The 16,409-nt window shown below is 69.7% G+C and carries 9 protein-coding genes; 5 read left to right on the forward strand and 4 right to left on the reverse strand.

The window, feature by feature from the left end; translation table 11 throughout:
* Window positions 1–92 precede the first annotated feature (92 nt).
* Window positions 93–1,196, forward strand: coding sequence for a Gfo/Idh/MocA family protein (locus FOJ82_RS09440; RefSeq protein ID WP_143938227.1), 1,104 nt, complete (start codon window positions 93–95; stop codon window positions 1,194–1,196).
* Between the two features lie 397 nt (window positions 1,197–1,593).
* Here FOJ82_RS09440 and FOJ82_RS16475 read toward each other — a convergent pair whose 3' ends face one another.
* The 4 genes from FOJ82_RS16475 to FOJ82_RS09460 form a co-directional block, all read right to left on the reverse strand.
* Window positions 1,594–7,275: a rhamnogalacturonan lyase family protein gene (locus tag FOJ82_RS16475; RefSeq protein ID WP_143938228.1), complete on the reverse strand. Its 5,682-nt coding sequence runs from the start codon at window positions 7,273–7,275 to the stop codon at window positions 1,594–1,596.
* A 236-nt stretch (window positions 7,276–7,511) separates the two neighbouring features.
* Entirely contained in the window at window positions 7,512–8,180 is a 669-nt protein-coding gene (locus FOJ82_RS09450; protein WP_143938229.1) for a rhamnogalacturonan acetylesterase, read from the reverse strand.
* Window positions 8,181–8,214: 34 nt separating this feature from the next.
* Complete coding sequence (locus FOJ82_RS09455; protein WP_185975708.1) at window positions 8,215–10,815, reverse strand: polysaccharide lyase family protein; 2,601 nt, start codon at window positions 10,813–10,815, stop codon at window positions 8,215–8,217.
* Between the two features lie 204 nt (window positions 10,816–11,019).
* A complete protein-coding gene (locus FOJ82_RS09460; RefSeq protein ID WP_143938231.1) occupies window positions 11,020–12,207 on the reverse strand; it encodes an alpha-L-fucosidase in 1,188 nt (395 codons plus the stop codon).
* Window positions 12,208–12,377: 170 nt separating this feature from the next.
* Between FOJ82_RS09460 and FOJ82_RS09465 the strand changes: the two genes are divergently transcribed.
* The 4 genes from FOJ82_RS09465 (at window position 12,378) to FOJ82_RS09480 (ending at window position 16,348) form a co-directional block, all read left to right on the forward strand.
* Window positions 12,378–13,754 carry an ABC transporter substrate-binding protein gene (locus FOJ82_RS09465; RefSeq protein WP_143938232.1) on the forward strand — a complete coding sequence of 459 codons (1,377 nt, stop codon included), beginning with the start codon at window positions 12,378–12,380 and terminating at the stop codon, window positions 13,752–13,754.
* 70 nt (window positions 13,755–13,824) lie between these two features.
* Window positions 13,825–14,751: a carbohydrate ABC transporter permease gene (locus tag FOJ82_RS09470; protein WP_246099824.1), complete on the forward strand. Its 927-nt coding sequence runs from the start codon at window positions 13,825–13,827 to the stop codon at window positions 14,749–14,751.
* A complete protein-coding gene (locus FOJ82_RS09475; RefSeq protein ID WP_143938234.1) occupies window positions 14,748–15,662 on the forward strand; it encodes a carbohydrate ABC transporter permease in 915 nt (304 codons plus the stop codon). Before FOJ82_RS09470 ends, FOJ82_RS09475 begins: the two co-directional genes overlap by 4 nt.
* Before the next feature lie 2 nt (window positions 15,663–15,664).
* Entirely contained in the window at window positions 15,665–16,348 is a 684-nt protein-coding gene (locus FOJ82_RS09480; RefSeq protein WP_221933090.1) for a hypothetical protein, read from the forward strand.
* Window positions 16,349–16,409 lie beyond the last annotated feature (61 nt).

A 16,409-nucleotide genomic window follows, 5' to 3' on the forward strand; every position in this document is an offset into this window, starting at 1 on the left:
ATCGGAAAGCGCTTGCAGCGGGTGGGTTCCGGCTGGGAGCGCGGCGCGGACGCCCTCTGTCGTCCCGGGCAACGATCGGATAGCGTTTACCCATGACTCAAACGCTCCGCTGTGCCATCGTCGGCACCGGCGCCATCTCCCACGCCCACGCTCGCGCCATCGAGGCCCACCCCCATGCCCGGCTCGTCGCCGTGACCGACCTCTCCGGCGAGGCGGCCGCCGCCTTCGCCGAGCAGTGGGGTGAGCCCGCCGTGTACGGGACCCTCGACGAACTCCTGGCCGCCGAGCACCCCGACGTCGTGCACATCTGCACCCCTCCCGTGGTGCACCGCGAGCAGGCCGTTGCGGCCCTGGCGGCCAGCGCCCACGTCGTCGTGGAGAAGCCGCCCGCCCCTTCGCTCGACGAGCTCGACGAGATGCGTTCGGCCGCGGCCGAGGCGGGGCGGGAACTGGCGGTCGTGTTCCAGCAGCGCACCGGCACGGCGACGGCCCACTTCCGCCGGCTGCTCGCCGAGGGCACGCTGGGGCGACCGCTCGTTGCCCTGTGCAACACCCTCTGGTACCGCAATGCGGACTACTTCGCCGTGCCGTGGCGCGGGAAGTGGGAGACCGAGGGCGGCGGCCCCACCCTCGGGCACGCCATTCACCAGCTCGACCTCTTGTCGTACCTGCTGGGCGACTGGACCGGGGTGCAGGCCCGCCTGTGGCGACTCGACCGGGAGACCCAGACCGAGGACGCCTCGACCGCCACCATCACCTTCGCCGACGGCGTGCTGGCGCAGGTGGTCACCAGCGCCGTCTCCCCGCGCGAGACCAGCTCACTGCGCATCGACACGCAGAAGGCCACCATCACCGTCGACCACCTCTACGGCCACGGCCACGAGAACTGGCGCATCACCCCGGCGCCCGGCTTCGAGGATGAGGCCGAGTCCTGGGCGCTGCCCGACGGTGCCGAGGAGCGCAGCGGCCACGAGCCGCTGCTGCGCGAGGTCTTCGACGCCCTCATCGCGGGTGAGCCCCTGCCGCCGACGGCTGCGGACCCGGCCCGCTCGTTCGAGCTCGTGGCTGCGATCTACGCCTCCGCCGCCGCGGACGGAGCCGTCGTCACCCCCGAGGACATCGCGCACCACCCCACCCACCGCCGCGGTTTCGCGAGCCCCGTGACGGACCTGCGCGGCATCGGTCGCCAGTCCTGACCCGTCCGTTGGCCGAGTAGCTCGCGCGCGAGCGTGCCGAGACCTGTGGGGGGTCTCGACACGCGGCGGCTCGTTCCTCGCGCGCCGCTACTCGACCAACGGGGAGGGGGTCCGTTGGCCGAGTAGCTCGCGCGCGAGCGTGCCGAGACCTGTGGGGGGTCTCGACACGCGGCGGCTCGTTCCTCGCGCGCCGCTACTCGACCAACGGGGAGGGGTTCCGTTGGCCGAGTAGGTCGCGCAGCGAGCGTATCGAGACCGATGGGGGTCTCGACACGCGGCGGCTCGTTCCTCGCGCGCCGCTACTCGACCAACGGGGAGGGGTTCCGCTGGTCGAGTAGCTCGCGCAGCGAGCGTGTCGAGACCGATGAGGGTCTCGACACGCTGCAACGGCGGGGGGTCAGTAGGTGCCGAGGTCTTGCCACGGGCCGTGCGGGTCGCCCGGCTCCTGGTTGCGGGTCCACCACTTGGCCTTCCACAGGTGGCCGTCGTGGGCGACGGTCTGGCCGCCGGTGTAGACCCACGACGAGGTCCAGGCACGGACGCCGTCGCCGGCCTCGGGCACCAGCTCGCCCTGCTCCATCCAGGAGCCGGTGTTGGTGCTGCCCGGCTCGACACCCTGCGTCCACCACTGCGCGACGTGGACGGAGCCGTCGTGCGTGACGGTGTCGCCCGTGTCGTAGACCACGGAGGCGTCCCAGGCCGGGAGCTCCGGCTCGGGGGCGCCGACGACGTCGATCAGCGGCGCGTGGGGTAGCTCCATGCCGTGGCCCAGGAAGAAGCTCGTGTGCGGCGGCTGGTTGTAGGAGGTGTTCTGCCACGCGACACCGAGCCGGTAGACCGGGTCGTGCATCAGGGTGTGGATGCGCAGGTCGGTCTCGTCGGTGGTGGAGTAGATCCGCAGTTCGGTGGAGTCCGCGCTGCGCCAGATGATCTCCTCCCGCCAGTCGCCGAAGAGGTCGGCCTGCAGGTTGGGAGTGCCCTTGGTGGAGTTGTTGGACCTCGCCCCCGGGTCGCTGAGAATGACGTCGACCTGTTCGGTCTCCCAGTTCCACTTGCCCACCATCGGTGTGCCCGTGGAGGTGGCCTCGTCCCAGTCGTGGTCGACGACCTCCCGCAAGGGGTCGCCGTCGAACCAGGCCAGGAAGTTGGCCGGCGGGATGTTCTCGGTGATCACGTCGCCGCCTGCCGAGACGAGCTGGCCGACCGGTGAGTTCCAGGCGGCGTCGCCGCCGATCGCCCAGCCCTCGGCCCCCGCGTGGCGGGGATCGACGTCGCCCATGGCCGCACGGCCGGTGTCCCTGGCCGCCGGGATGGACCAGATGATCTCTCCCGTTGCGGCGTCGCGCATGGTGGCGCCCAGGTTGCCGGAGGCGCCCATGTCCTCGTGGGCCGCGAACACCTCCAGCCCGGGACGGGCCGGATCGAAGTCGCCGAGGTGGAGCGCGTCCCCGTGGCCGAGTCCCGTGGAGTACAGGACGTGGCCGTCGTCGTCGATGGTCGCGGAGCCGAAGACGATCTCGTCCTTGGCGTCGCCGTCGACGTCCGCCACGGACAGGTTGTGGTTGCCCTGCCCGTAGAGCGCCGCGTTCGCCGGATCGTTGGAGTCCACCACCCAGCGCTCCACCAGCGAGGTGCCGTCGAAGTCGTACGCCGCGACGACGGCTCGGGTGTAGTAGCCACGGCTGAACACCACGCTGGGGGTCTCCCCGTCGAGGTAGGCCGTGCCGGCCAGGAAGCGATCCACCCGGTTGCCGTAGGTGTCACCCCAGGCGCCGACGTCCCCGCGCGGCGGCGTGTATTCGACCGTGTCGATCGCGGCGCCGGTGGCCCCTTCGAAGACGGTCAGGTACTCGGGGCCGACCAGCACGTAGCCGGAGCTGTTGCGATGGTCCGCGCCGGCTCGGCCGATGACCTGGCCCGTGCCGTCGACTGTGCCGTCCGCGGTCTTCATGACGATCTCGGCGCGGCCGTCACCGTCGTAGTCGAAGACCTGGAACTGGGTGTAGTGGGCACCGGCGCGGATGTTGGCGCCGAGGTCGATGCGCCACAGCCTGGTGCCGTCGAGCCGGTAGGCGTCCACGTACACGTTCCCGGTGTAGCCCGCCTGCGAGTTGTCACGCGCGTTCGACGGGTCCCACTTGACCAGCAACTCGTAGGTGCCGTCGCCGTCGAGGTCACCGACGCCGGTGTCGTTGGCGGAGTAGGTGTAGGGCTGGCCGTCCTTGGTGTAGCCGTCGGCCGGCTTGTTCAGCGGCACCGAGAGGTGCGCGCCGTCCTGGACGCCGACGGCGTCCGTGCGGGTGGTCTCCCTGCCGTCGACGACGGGTGCCACCACGTAGGTGGAGGTCTGGGTCCCGTCCGCGTCCAGCAGGTTGGTGGAGTCGGTCACCGGCTCGGCGGTGATGAGGTCGCCGTCGCGGTAGACGTGGAAGCCGATTCCCTCCGGGTCGTCACCGAGCAGCCTCCAGCTCACCAGGACGCCGCCATCGGCGTTCACGGCCACCGGAGCGCGGTCGAGGTACTCGGCCTGCCGCCGCAGTGTGGTGACGGCCTCGGTCTCCAGCTGCCCCGAGGGCTCCCCGGGGCCGCCAGCATTGACCGCGACGACCGTGTAGAAGTACGGGATGGTGGTCAGGACATCGGTGTCGGTGAAGGAGCTCGCGTCGGCGATGCCGACGAGCTCACCCCGGGTGCCAGCCTCCTCGGAGCGGAACACCAGGGAGTAGAGCGCGTCCTTCGCCTTGCTCCACCCGAGCGTGAGCTGGCGCTCCTGGATGTCGGTGACGGCGAGCTTCCTCGGTGCCGCCGGGGGCTGCACCGAGTCGTCGACCAGCGACGCCTCCGCAGTCTGGGAGGGCACCGACTCGAGTCCGGTCACGTCCACCGCGGTCACGTGGTAGCCGTAGGTCAGGCCAACGCGGGCCCCGGTGTCGGTGAACGCCGACTCCTCGGTGGTTCCGACGAACTGCGGCTGCGGGTCGAACGGCGACGTGCGGAACACCCGCCAGGTGAGATCGTCCTCGTCGTCCCAGGCCAGGGAGACCTCGGGTGCCGACGGGGTGGGATCGACCGCGGTCACCGTGAGGCCGGTCGGGCCGAGCAGCAGCGGGGTCACCTCGATGCCGTTGAGGCGGGTCCCGGATGCGGCACCGTGGACCCGGATCGTCAGCTGACCGTCGGTGACGAGCACCGGGCCGCGGACGGTCTCGTTGACGGACTCCCTGCCGGCGTTCCCGCTGCCGAAGGAGACGCCCTCGAGGTCGAAGTTGGTCCGCGAACTGCCGATCCAGTCGCCCGAGTAGGTCTTGACGGAGTAGGTCCCGTTGGGGACGTCCAGCAGGAAGGTGCTGCTGTCACCGGGCAGGACGAAGTCGCGCTGGATCTCGTCGGCTGCACCGCCCGCGTCGCCGCGGTCACGTCCGGCATTGGCCGGCAGCGGGACCTCGAATCCCCACCCGACGGCAGGGTCGTGGGCGTCGTCGGGGTTGACCTCCGTGTAACCCGGCATCAAGGGGTTGCCGGCCAGCTGGAAGTCGAACTTCCACCTCGCCTGCTTGGTGGTGAAGGTGACGACGGCGCTGGGCTCGGAGTCACCCCGACCGTTCACCGCGACCACGCGGTACGAGTACGTCCGACCCTCCTCGAGACCCTGCACGATGGCGCTGGGCTGGGTGGTCGTGGTGGCCAGCACCCACTCGCCGCCGGCGGTGTCTTGCCGGAAGATCTTGTAGATGTCGGCGCCGGGGGAGGCGTCCCACTTCAGCAGGGCCCCCGCGTTGGAGACCGACCCGGCCACCAGACCGGTGGGTGCGACTGGGACCTCGGCGGGAGGTGCGACGTCGACCACCTCGGCGGCCAGCGGGTCGTCGAGCTGGGCCACGCCCTGCGCCACCAGGCGGGCCATCTGGATGGCGCCGTACTCCTGGAAGTGGGTGTCGTCGACGGTCCCGGCGGGTCGGTTGGGGAAGATGCCCGGGTCGACGTGGAGGAACACGGCCTTGGCCGCCTCCGGTCCGATCTCGTCGAGGAAGGCACGGCTGGAGGCCGAGAGGTCCACCAGGAGCACGTCCTCCTCCACGGCGAGCTCGGTCATCTTGGCGACGTAGTCGGGGAAGCTGACGTTGAACAGGCCGGTCTCGGCGTCGAAGCTGCGGCGGGACACGGGCGTCACCAGAACCGGGGTCGCGCCCCGCTGGCGGGCACCCTCGACGTAGACGCGCAGGTATTCCTTGTAGTCCTCGGGGGAGGCGTAGCGGTCGTCGACGCCCTGGGTGGCGTCGTTGTGGCCGAACTGGACGAACAGGTGGTCGCCCGGGCGGATCTCGCGCAGGATGGCGTCGAGGCGGCCCTGGGTGATGAAGTTCTTGGAGCTGCGGCCACCGATGGCGTGGTTGTTGACGGCGACGTCGTCGCTGAGGAAGCGCTCGAGCATCTGACCCCAGCCGGCCTGCGGTGCGTAGCCGACGTCGTAGGTCTGCACCGTCGAGTCACCCGCGAGGTAGACGGTGTCGACGGGGCCCGCCATGCGCTCGCTCTGGCGGGTGATGGTGAGCGCGTTGAGGGCTGCGGCGTCGCCCTCGACCTGCAGGGTCAGGACGCCGTCGACCAGCGCGATCGGGAACGCCATCTCGAGGAACTCGCCCGCGGCGCGGCTGGTGGGCTGCACCTTCGCGATGCCCTCGGCGGTGATGGCGATGTCGCTGGCAGCGTCGGGGTCGCCGGCCACCAAGGAGATGTTGTAGTCACCGGCACCCAGCGCGACCTCGAAGGTGCTGCCGGAGGCGGCGACGAAGTCAGCGCGCAGGGCGTCGGCGCCACCGCGGTCGACGTCGGCGGGGGCGGTGGTCGGGGCGGTGCTGAAGCCGTAGCCCCAAGCCTCGTCGAAGGCCGTGGAGCTCGTGACCAGGAGCGCGTCGTCGGCCAGGACTCCCGGGCCGAAGTCGAAGGTGACGACGTCGCCGTCGGGGAGTGCCGGCGGTGCGACGTAGACGGTCGAGACGACGGGTGCCGTCGGCTCGGAGCTGCCGGCCTGGTTTCGGGCGATCACCCGGTAGGACCACGGCTGGGAGGTGTCGGCCTCGGCGTCGGTGTGGTTGGGGGCGGTGACGACGGCGAGCTGGCCGAAGACTCCGTCCGCGCCTGCGCGCTCGACGACGTACTCGCTGCCGTTGGCCACCGGCGACCACGCGAGGCTGACGCCGTCCTGGGTCACGTGCAGTACGGCCAGGTCGGTCGGGGACTCGGGAGCTGCGAGGGCCGGGATGACGCCGCTGCGCACCTCCGCGCTGCGGGGCGACACCTGCTCGTAGGCGCCCAGCGACTCCAGTGCGTACGCGTAGGAGCCGCCGACCTCGACGGTGGTGTCGGAGAAGCCGGTCTCGGCCGTCTGGCCGATCTCGGCGAACGTACCGGTGGCGTCGGCCACGACGTCGGCGCGCAGGACGCGGTAGAGGGCCGCGCCCTCAGCGGCCGACCAGGTGAGGTCCACGGAGTTCCAGTTGGTCCCGAGGACGGCGAGGTCGGAGGGCGTGGTGGGAACGATCGGCTCGACCACCAGCCCGTTGACGTAGGCGCCCAGCCCGGAGCCGGTGAATCCGACGGTGAGCTGGCCGTCCAGCACGGCCGTGGTGAAGGTCTCGGTGGTGGTCCCGGCCCGCTCCGTGGTGATCCGCGTCTGTGCGACGCCCTCCAACGTCATCGTCGCGTTGGTGCCGGAGGTGCCCGCCAGGGCGTCCCCGATGCTGAGGGTGACGGCGTACTCCCCGACGGGGATCCCATCCAGCAGGAAGCCCCAGTCGGTGCCCGCGACGAAGTCCTCCGCCACCGGGTCAGCAGGTGTGCGGTTGCCCGTGCGGTCCCTGTCGAAGAGCGAGACGCCCTCGGCCACCGTGACGCCCCAGCCGGTCTCCGCCGTGTGGAGCGACGAGGTCAGCACCTGCTGGTAGCCCTCGGCGACGGGGCTGGCGGCAGTGCCGAAGTCGAACCGCCAGGCGCCGTCCGTGCCCGGTGGCAGGTCCGCTGCGGCCGGAAGGCCGGGGGACATGGTGGCCACGAGCGCCGCGGCGACGGACGCGGTCACTCCGGCGCGGAGCCAGCTACGGCCCCCGCGTGGGGTCTCTGTTATCGGGAACAAACGCATGGTTCTTCCTCCTGGGACAGCTCTGGACATGAAGGGGGTGGGCCCGCAGCGTTGCGGACCGTGGGGCGCCGGTTGGAAACCGGATTGCGGAAAGCGTATTCCCGCGTTCGTGCCCCATCATTGCACGCGCAGGGTGCGCGCCACAATGGTCTGCAGAAACGTTTCAATCCTTGGGATCAGGTGATTTCGGCGCCCCGGGCCGGGCGGTCGCCGTCGCGGCGCTCGAGGGCCCGCAGGGAACGGGCGACGAAGGACGCGACCTTGCGGGCCCCCTCGATCCGGAAGTGCGTGTCGTCGACGAGGCCGTCCGGCCAGTCCCTCGTCTCGCCCGGGGCGTAGTGGGACAGCAGGCCGCGGGAGCCCTCGTCGCCGAGGTCCTCGTACAGCCAGGTGGTGAACACGTTCAGGTCGACCAAGCCGGTGTCCAGTTCGTGGGCCAGGTCGCGGACCGCGTTGGGGTAGTCGCCGTGCGTCGGGGTGATGGCGCCGCCGTCGAACCAGCGGCGCTCGCAGGAAGTGCACAGCACCGGGGTGGCGCCCCGCTCCCGGGTCTCGGCCACGAACCGCCGCAGGCGGTCGGTGTAGCCGGCCCGGGAGCCGAGCAGGTCGGGCTCCTTCTGGTCGTTGTGCCCGAACTGGATCACCACGGTGTCTCCGGGTCCCGCTCCGGCGATGAGCTCGCCCCAGGACCCCGAGGCGATGAACGACTCCGTGGTGGCGCCGCCGAAGGCCAGGTTGCGCACGGGTGCGTCCACGTATTCGTGCAGGAAGTGGCCCCATCCGGCCATCGGACCGTCTCCGGTCATCGGTGCGACGGTGGAGTCGCCTGCAAGGTGGTACGTCATCGTGGTCTCCGTCGTCCGGCGTGGTGCTGCATGCCTAGCTGATCTCCAGCCGGATCGAGTCGTAGGCAGCCTCGTTCCACAGGTGCTCCGCACCCTCGTTGATCTGGAGGGTGATCTCGTTGCCCTCCGGCTTGAGCAGCGCCGGGTCGAAGGTGATCTCGTTGCGGTAGACCCGGCCGCCGCAGCCGCTGCGGTAGGTGGCGCCGCGAGCGTCGTCGGGCTGGAACTCCCACACGAACGGCTGGCCGTTGACCCGGATGGTGAGGTTGCTCTCCTCCGGTGGCACCGGCAACGCCGACCCCATCGACCAGGCGGCCAACCAGACCGAGAGGGTCGCGGTGCTGCCCGACCGGTATCGCGACGGCACGTCGAACAGGATCCGCCACGGGTGCTCCTGTCGCGTGGCGTGGATGCGATACGTGGAGGACTCGCCATCGCCCGAGACGAGCACCTCGACGACCGTGAGGTGTCCCTGCAGCGCCACCGTGACGCCCTCGTCGCCCACTTCCTGCCCGTTGACCATGACTGTCGCCCCGCCGCGTCCCGTGGCGTTGACGACCAGGGTCGCCTTGTCGTGTGGCAGGTCCACTGCGAAGTCGGAGCGGAACGTGCTGAATGACGGCACCAGGTCCGCGCCGTCGACGGAGAGTCCCGCCAGCAGCGGCACCTCGGCCGCGGTTGAGATGATCTCCAGCGCGTTGATCCGGCCATCGCCGCCTGTGAGCACATCGAGGCGCCCGGCGTCGACCGCGACCGTTGCGGTGTGCACGGCGTACTCGCCCTCGCTCGCGACGAGCGGCACCGGCTCGCTGCCGTTGAACGACGCGGTGGACTTGTTCGAGGCAATGGCGTCGCCGGAAACGATGGTCACCTCGTACTCGCCGTCGGGCAGGTCCACGGAGAACGTGTAGCCGGAACCGACGGTGAAGTCGCTGCGCAGGTCGCCGTCCGCGCCGCGGTCCCGGAAGTTGACCGCCTTGTCCAGGCCGAAGCCGCCACCCGCGGTGTACAGGGTGGTGTGGGCCACGCGCTCATAACCGGGGGCGAGCGGACTGGTGGCGCTGCCGAAGTCGAACAGGCGAATGCCCTCGGTGTCCGCAGGGACCACGCTGCCCTCAGGGGCGGCCACCTCGTAGGCCCGCTGGTACTGGATGTAGTTCCAGTCCTTGTCGTCACTCTCGCCGACGGTATAGGTCACCCCGTCGGGGAAGTCGTCGTGGAAGGTCTTCCAGAGGCCGTACTGGCGGAACGCCTCGCCGTTTCGGTACTCCACCGAGGTGCGGTTCGGGGTGCCGATCTGGAACACCGTGCGGCCGTGGGCCTCGGGCTCCCACACCATCCGGCCGAGGCGGATGTCCTGGCCGGCGCCGACGACGACGTCGTCGATGACGTACTCGCCCCAGATCCCGTCGCCGTGGATGGTGAGCCGGTAGGTGCCCGGTCGGACGTTGTTGATCTCGAACTGGCCGCCGTTGCCGATCTCGGCCCAGTAGTTGTACCCGAGCACCGAGCGCTGGAAATCGGTCCTGTTGTCGGACAGAACCGCCACGGCGCCCCTCAGCTGCGGATGGTCCGGAACGTGCGCCTTGCCGCCGACGCGGGAGCGCTCGGAACTGGGGCTCCACCCCTCCACGGCCAGCCGGTCGTAGAAGGCGGCGTGGGCCTCCCACCGTGCCCACCGCTCCGCCTCGCGACGCAGTGCGCGGGGGTCGTCGCCCTTGTTGAGATGGACGTAGTAGGGGCCGTAGGTCTTCTGCCAGGCCTGCCCGGCGGTGACACGCACCGGCGGTGCGCCGTAGTGGGTGGCGTGCGGCTCCACCAGCAGGACGGGACCGCCGGAGGTCTGGTGCAGGATCAGGTCCTGGCGCACGGGACCACCGGTGAAGGCCTCCAGGTTGGGAAGCGCCGCCCACATGCCGTGCCCGTTGCCGTACAACCCGTGGAGGGAGTGGTGGCGCATGTACACCGCCCAGTCGTACTTCGTGTAGTAGCGGCGCGGGTAGGACGAGCCAGTGCCTTCGAGGTCGTAGGTGGCGTCCATCACCATGGGCGCCCGGGAGAGTTCGCCCTCGGTGGGCATCCGTGCGGCGTGCTCGCGCCAGGGCTCGCCGATGGCGTCGTCGGCGACGGAGGCGTGGGTGAACGTGTCGCCGGCGGTGTAGAAGACGTAGCGGTGCTGGTCCGTGCGGAAGCCGTGCAACTCCGCGGGGTGGTCGTAGCTGTAGGCGAGGTGGATGCCCGGCTCGTCGGCGCGGACGATGTGGTGGCGGATCAGCCAGCACGGCATGTCCCCGGAGGGCGAGTGGTGGAAGGCGACGTCGACGAAGTCCTGCTCTCGCCGGATCGTGTAGTGGTTGTCGGTGGGCGGCAGCGGCAGGCGGGAGCCCTCCCGGGTGGTGTTCATGTCGTAGTTGCCGCGGCCCACCACGTTCACGCCATCGTGGACGAGCGACGTCGCCCGACCGTTCGACTTGTTGAGCGTCAGGATGACCACGCCGTTGTCGACGATGATCTCGGTGTCGGTCTCGCGGACGGCGGGGGGTTCGGCCGCGCGGGCGTCGAGGGGGAGTGCGGTGATGGGGGCCAGGGCCACGGCAGAGAGACCTGCAAGTCTTCCGAAGGTTCTCCGCGTCATTGGGGGAATTGGAGTCATTCCGGCATCGTCGCACCTTCGGCAAGCGCTTGCCAGAGCTTTCCCAACTTTCCCATGATTCGTTTCAAATAGGCGCCGACTAGCCCTTCGAGCGTGCCGCGCCTGGCCCCCGCGCAACACTGTCGCGGAGGGGGTCGTCTGCAGCGCCCTGCGCAACACTGTTGCGCTGCGGTCAAGCCCGGACGGTCAGGCCGGCGGCAGCGGGATCACGATCCGATCGCCATCGAGCGACGCCGGCGTGGAATCGTCGGCGGTGATCGTCACGAGTCGGCCCGCGGACGTCCAGGACCGCTCCCAGCCCAACGCCTCCGGGTTCGCCGGGGCCGGTCCGCGCGACGTCGTGAACGGCTTGACCAGGCGCATCCACTCGCCGAAGCCGCGCAGGGTGCGCAACTGGACCTCCGGGATGGCACCCGATGCTTCGGGGCCGACGTTGAGCAGGAGCCGGCCGCCGCGCGAGACGATGTCGGCCCACAGCTCGGCCAGGCCTCGTGGGGTGAGGGTCAGGGACTCGTCCTCCATCCGGTTGTGGCCGAAGGAGAATCCCAGGCCACGGGTCTGCTCCCAGCCGGTGCCGTTCTCGTGGTGGGCGTCATGGGCGTACTCGCTGGTCCGGTAGTCCCACACGTCGGCGCCCCAGCGGTCGTTGACCAGCCCGTCGGGGACCACGCGTCGGAAGTGGGCGAGGAGTTCCGCGAGGGAGCCGTCCCGCTTGCCGGCGTCGGGCCAGTTGATGTCGTTCCAGACCACCGAGGGTCGGTAGCGGTCGACGAGGTCGCGCACGTGGGCCGTCGCGAGCGCGGCGTAGGAGGGGTCGTTGGGGCGTAGGTCGTCGACGTCGGCCATGCTCCGGATCGGCGGGAAGTTCGTGTGCGCCCAGTCGAGCCCCCCGGAGTAGTAGACACCGAAGCGCATGCCCCGCGCCCGGACGGCCTCCGCGATCGGACCGATGAGGTCGCGTCGCGGGCCGCGGTGCACGGTGGAGGGGGTGCCGCCCGGCGCGTCCCAGAGCGCCACCCCGTCGTGGTGCTTGGTGACGGGCACGACGTAGTCCGCACCGGCCGCCGCGAAGACCTCGGCCCAGGCCTCCGGGTCGAACTGCACCGGGTCCCAGGTGTCCAGGAAGTGCTCGTACGGAGCGTCGCCGTAGGTGGCGGCGTGGTGGGCGGCGGCCGGGGAGCCCGGGATCCGGATGGTGTTGGCGTACCACTCGGCGTACGCGTTGTGGGCGAACCAGTGCTCCGGCTCGACCGCGCCCCAGGCGCCGGTGGGCTCGGCCCAGGCGGGCACCGAGTAGGGGCCCCAGTGGATGAAAATGCCAAGTGAGGCCTCAGTCGCCCAGTGCGGTGCCGGGATGCGTCGGCTCGTGCTCATCGAGGCTCCGATCAGTCGTGGAATGAAACGAATCAAAAAAAGGTTGCGCAACGCCCCGGCGAGGGGTACTTTGGGCGAAAGCGCTTTCCCGTGACCGGTGACAGCGTACCCGCCGGGACAACGGTTGTTCGGTGGGGACACAGGGTATGAGAAGCACAGGAAGGACGAAGATGTTCAGCAGGAAGAAGGCGCTGGGAGTCATTGCACTCGCCAGCAGCGCAGCACTCGCGCTGGCGGGTTGCGGCGGTGGCGACACCACCACCGAGGAGCCCGTGGACCAGGAGACGGCTGCCACCCAGGGGACCGATGAGACCACTGGAACCGACGAGACCACCCAGGGCACCGACTCGGGCGAGGCGGTGGAGCTGGACTTCGCGTTCTGGGGCAACGACGTCCGCGCGGACCTCTACAACCAGGTCATCGCCGAGTTCAACAAGGAACACCCGAACATCACGGTCAACGTGTCGTTCCTGGGCTTCCCGGAGTTCTGGGAGAAGCGCCAGACCGAGGCCGCCGGCGGTGGCCTGCCCGACGTGATGCAGTTCGACTACTCCTACCTCCGCCAGTACGCGGAGAACGGTCTGCTGCTGGACCTCGAGCCCTACCTCGGCAGCACCATCGACACCGAGCCGCTCTCCGACCAGATCCTCTCGATCGGCGTCGTCGGCGGCACCACCGTCGCGATCCCCACCTCCACCAACGCGTGGGGCATGTACCTCAACCCCAAGCTCCTCGAGCAGGTCGGCGTCGAGCCGTACGAGGGCGGCGGCTCCTGGGAGGACTACGACGCCTGGATGAAGGAAGTCACCGACGCCGCGTCCGCCGCGGGCGTCGAGGTCTTCGGCGGTACGGACTACACCGGCCGCATCCAGAACTTCGAGATCATGCAGCGCGCCAACGGCAAGGACCTGTTCTCCGACGACGGCCAGCCCAACTTCACCGAGGATGACCTCAAGGCCTTCTGGGAGATGGGTGCCGAGCTCCGCGAGAGCGGAGCCGTCATCAGCCAGCAGCGACTGGAGGAGGTCTACCCCCTCTCCGGCTTCGACTCGGCCCTGACCGCCAGCGAGCTGACTTGGGACAACTTCGGTGCCGGCTACCTCGGCAACCTGGGTGAGGACTACACCGAGCTCGGCCTCGTCGCCCCGCCGGAGACCGTCCCCGGCTCGCAGGACCTGTACCTGAAGCCCTCGATGCTGCACGTGATCGCCGCCAACACCGAACACCCGGACGAGGCGGCAGTGCTCGTTGACTTCCTCATCAACTCGCCGGCCTCGGGCCAGATCTTCGGCACCAACCGCGGCCTGCCGGCCTCCACCACGGCTCTCGAGGCGGCCGAGCTCGATCCGCTCAGCGAGCAGATCCGAGCCCACGAGGAGGCCATCTCGGAGCGTCTCGGTGACGCCCCGCCGGTCCCGATCGTGGGATACGGCACCCTCGAGGAGAAGTTCCGCCTCCTGGGTACGGAGCTGAACTTCGGCACCCTCAGCGTCGACGACGCTGTGAGCCAGTTCTTCACCGAGATGGACGTCGTCCTCAACCAGTGAGACAAGGCCGGGGTCCGGGCGAGTCTCGCCCGGACCCCTGTCCCTGCTGGATGACCGAAACGGAGAGCAAGTGAGCACCACGGCGATCGAACGCCCCGGGCAACGCGCCCACAAACGCAAGGAAACGCTGGCCGGCTACGGCTTCCTTCTTCCCTGGATGTTGGGATTCTTCGGGCTGACCCTGCTCCCGATGATCTACTCGCTGTACCTGTCGTTCACGCGGTACAACATCTTCCAGCCCCCGGCCTGGATCGGGTTCGACAACTACGTGCGGTTGTTCACCAACGACCCGCAGTTCATCCAGTCGGCCCAGATCACGCTGATCTACGTGCTCGTTGGCACGCCCATCACCCTGGTCGCCGCGCTGCTCGTGGCGCTGCTCCTGAACTACCGGGACAAGGGCGCCGGGTTCTTCCGCTCGGCCTTCTACGCGCCGTCGCTGATCGGCGGCTCGGTCTCGGTGGCCATCGTGTGGCGTGCCATGTTCAACAGCAGCGGCCCGGTCGACGGCTTCCTCAGCAGCATCGGGATCAACCTCGGCGGCTGGGTGGGCAACCCCAGCCTGGTGCTCCCGGCGCTGATCATCCTCGCGGTGTGGCAGTTCGGCGCCACCATGGTGATCTTCCTGGCCGGCCTCAAGCAGATCCCCCGGGAGCTCTACGAGGCCGCAGAGATGGACGGCGCCAGCGCGTGGGCGAGGTTCCGCGCGGTCACCGTCCCGATGCTCTCCCCGGTGATCTTCTTCAACCTGTTGCTCGGCCTGATCGGCGCCTTCCAGGTGTTCGCGTCGGCCTACATCATCTCCCGCGGCTCCGGCGGCCCTGCCGGCATGACGAACTTCATCACCGTCTACCTCTACAAGCGCGGTTTCGCGGACGGTCAGATGGGCTACGCCGCGGCGATGGCCTGGACCCTGCTCGTCGTGGTCGCCATCATCGCCTTCATCCTCTTCCGGACGCAGCGTTCCTGGGTCCACTACTCGGGAGACACACGATGACCTCCTCAACTGATTCGCAGGTCCTCGACACCGCGATCACACCCGGCATCTCCGCCCCACCGAAGCGCAGGGTCAAGCGCAAGACCTGGCAGACCGCCCTCTGGCTGCTGGTGCTGCTGGTCCTGACCGCCGTCGTGCTCTACCCGCTGGTGTGGCTGTTCGTCTCCACATTCAAGCCGAACTCCGAGTTCGGCTCGAACCCCGGGCTGCTGCCAGAGTCGCCCACGATCGCCAACTACCTCAAGGTGGCCGAGGGCATCGGCGGCGTGCCGATGTGGCGGTTCTTCCTGAACTCGTTCATCCTCGCCTCGCTGGCCGTGGTGGGAACCCTGTTCTCCGCGTCGCTGGCCGCATACGCGTTCGCCCGCATCCAGTTCAGGGGCGTGGCCATTTTCTTCACGGCCATGATCGGAACGCTCCTGCTGCCGTTCCACGTGGTGATCATCCCCCAGTACATCTTGTTCAACAACCTCGGGATGGTGGACACCTTCTGGCCGCTCGTGCTGCCGAAGTTCCTGGCCACCGAGGCGTTCTTCGTGTTCCTGCTGGTGCAGTTCGTCCGCCAGATGCCCCGCGAGTTGGACGAGGCCGCCCGCATCGATGGTGCGGGCCACGCGCGGATCTTCTGGTCGGTGATCCTGCCGCTGATCAAACCGGCGCTCATCACCTGCGCGATCTTCGCGTTCATCTGGAGCTGGAACGACTTCCTCGGTCCGCTGCTCTACCTCACGAGCCCCGAGAACTACCCGCTCCCGATCGCGCTGCGCCTCTACAACGACCAGACCTCCACCAGCGACTACGGTGCCACCGTCACCGCGTCGTTCGTGGCCCTGGTGCCGGTGCTGATCTTCTTCATCGTGTTCCAGCGCTTCCTCGTCGACGGCGTGGCCACGCAGGGACTGAAGGGGTAGCTGTGTCCACCACGACCCGCTCCAGGGACCGGACCCGCCGCCGCGAGCTGCGGGCCGCCCGGCGAGCCCAGGACAGCGGCTCGGGCCCTGCTTCGGAGGGCTGGGATCCCGGTGCCAACCCCGGTGCCAGGGGTGCGTTCGCGCTGTTCGGCGAAGTGCTCGTCACCGGCGTGCTCGTCAGCCTCGTCGGACTGCTGGTGGTGACCCTCCCCGTGGGGTTGGCCGCGGGCGTCCGCCACCTGCGCCGCTTCGTCGCCGCCGAGGACGCGAGCATGCGACTGTTCTGGGAAGACGTGCGCCGTGCGGCGCTCCCCGGCACCGGCGTCGGCATCGGGGCCGTCCTGTTGGGCCTGCTCCTGCTGCTGGACATCGATCTGGCGCGCTCCGGGTTCCTGCCCGGCGGCGCGCTGGTCGAGGTCATCGGCTGGGTCGGGCTCGCGGCACTCGCCGTCGCGCTCCTCGCTGCCGCAGGGCGGTGGACGCCCGAGCGCGGCTGGCTGTCTGCGCTGCGGCAGCTGCCCGGGCTCGTCCGCGACGACGTCGCCGGCGCCGCCTACCTGCTGGCCACCGCCGGGTTCGTCGTCGTCCTCACCTGGGCACTCACGCCGCTGGTGGTGCCCGCACTCGGGTGCGCCGCCCTGGCCGTGGTGGCGGTGCCCGGTCGTCCGCGCCGCGCCGCCCGGTAGTCCCCGCCGACCCCGACCCCGCACCTCGGGCCCGGTCCGGTGACTGGGGCTTGTGCCAGAC

The organism is Tessaracoccus rhinocerotis (assembly GCF_007197885.1).
Lineage (GTDB): Bacteria > Actinomycetota > Actinomycetes > Propionibacteriales > Propionibacteriaceae > Arachnia > Arachnia rhinocerotis.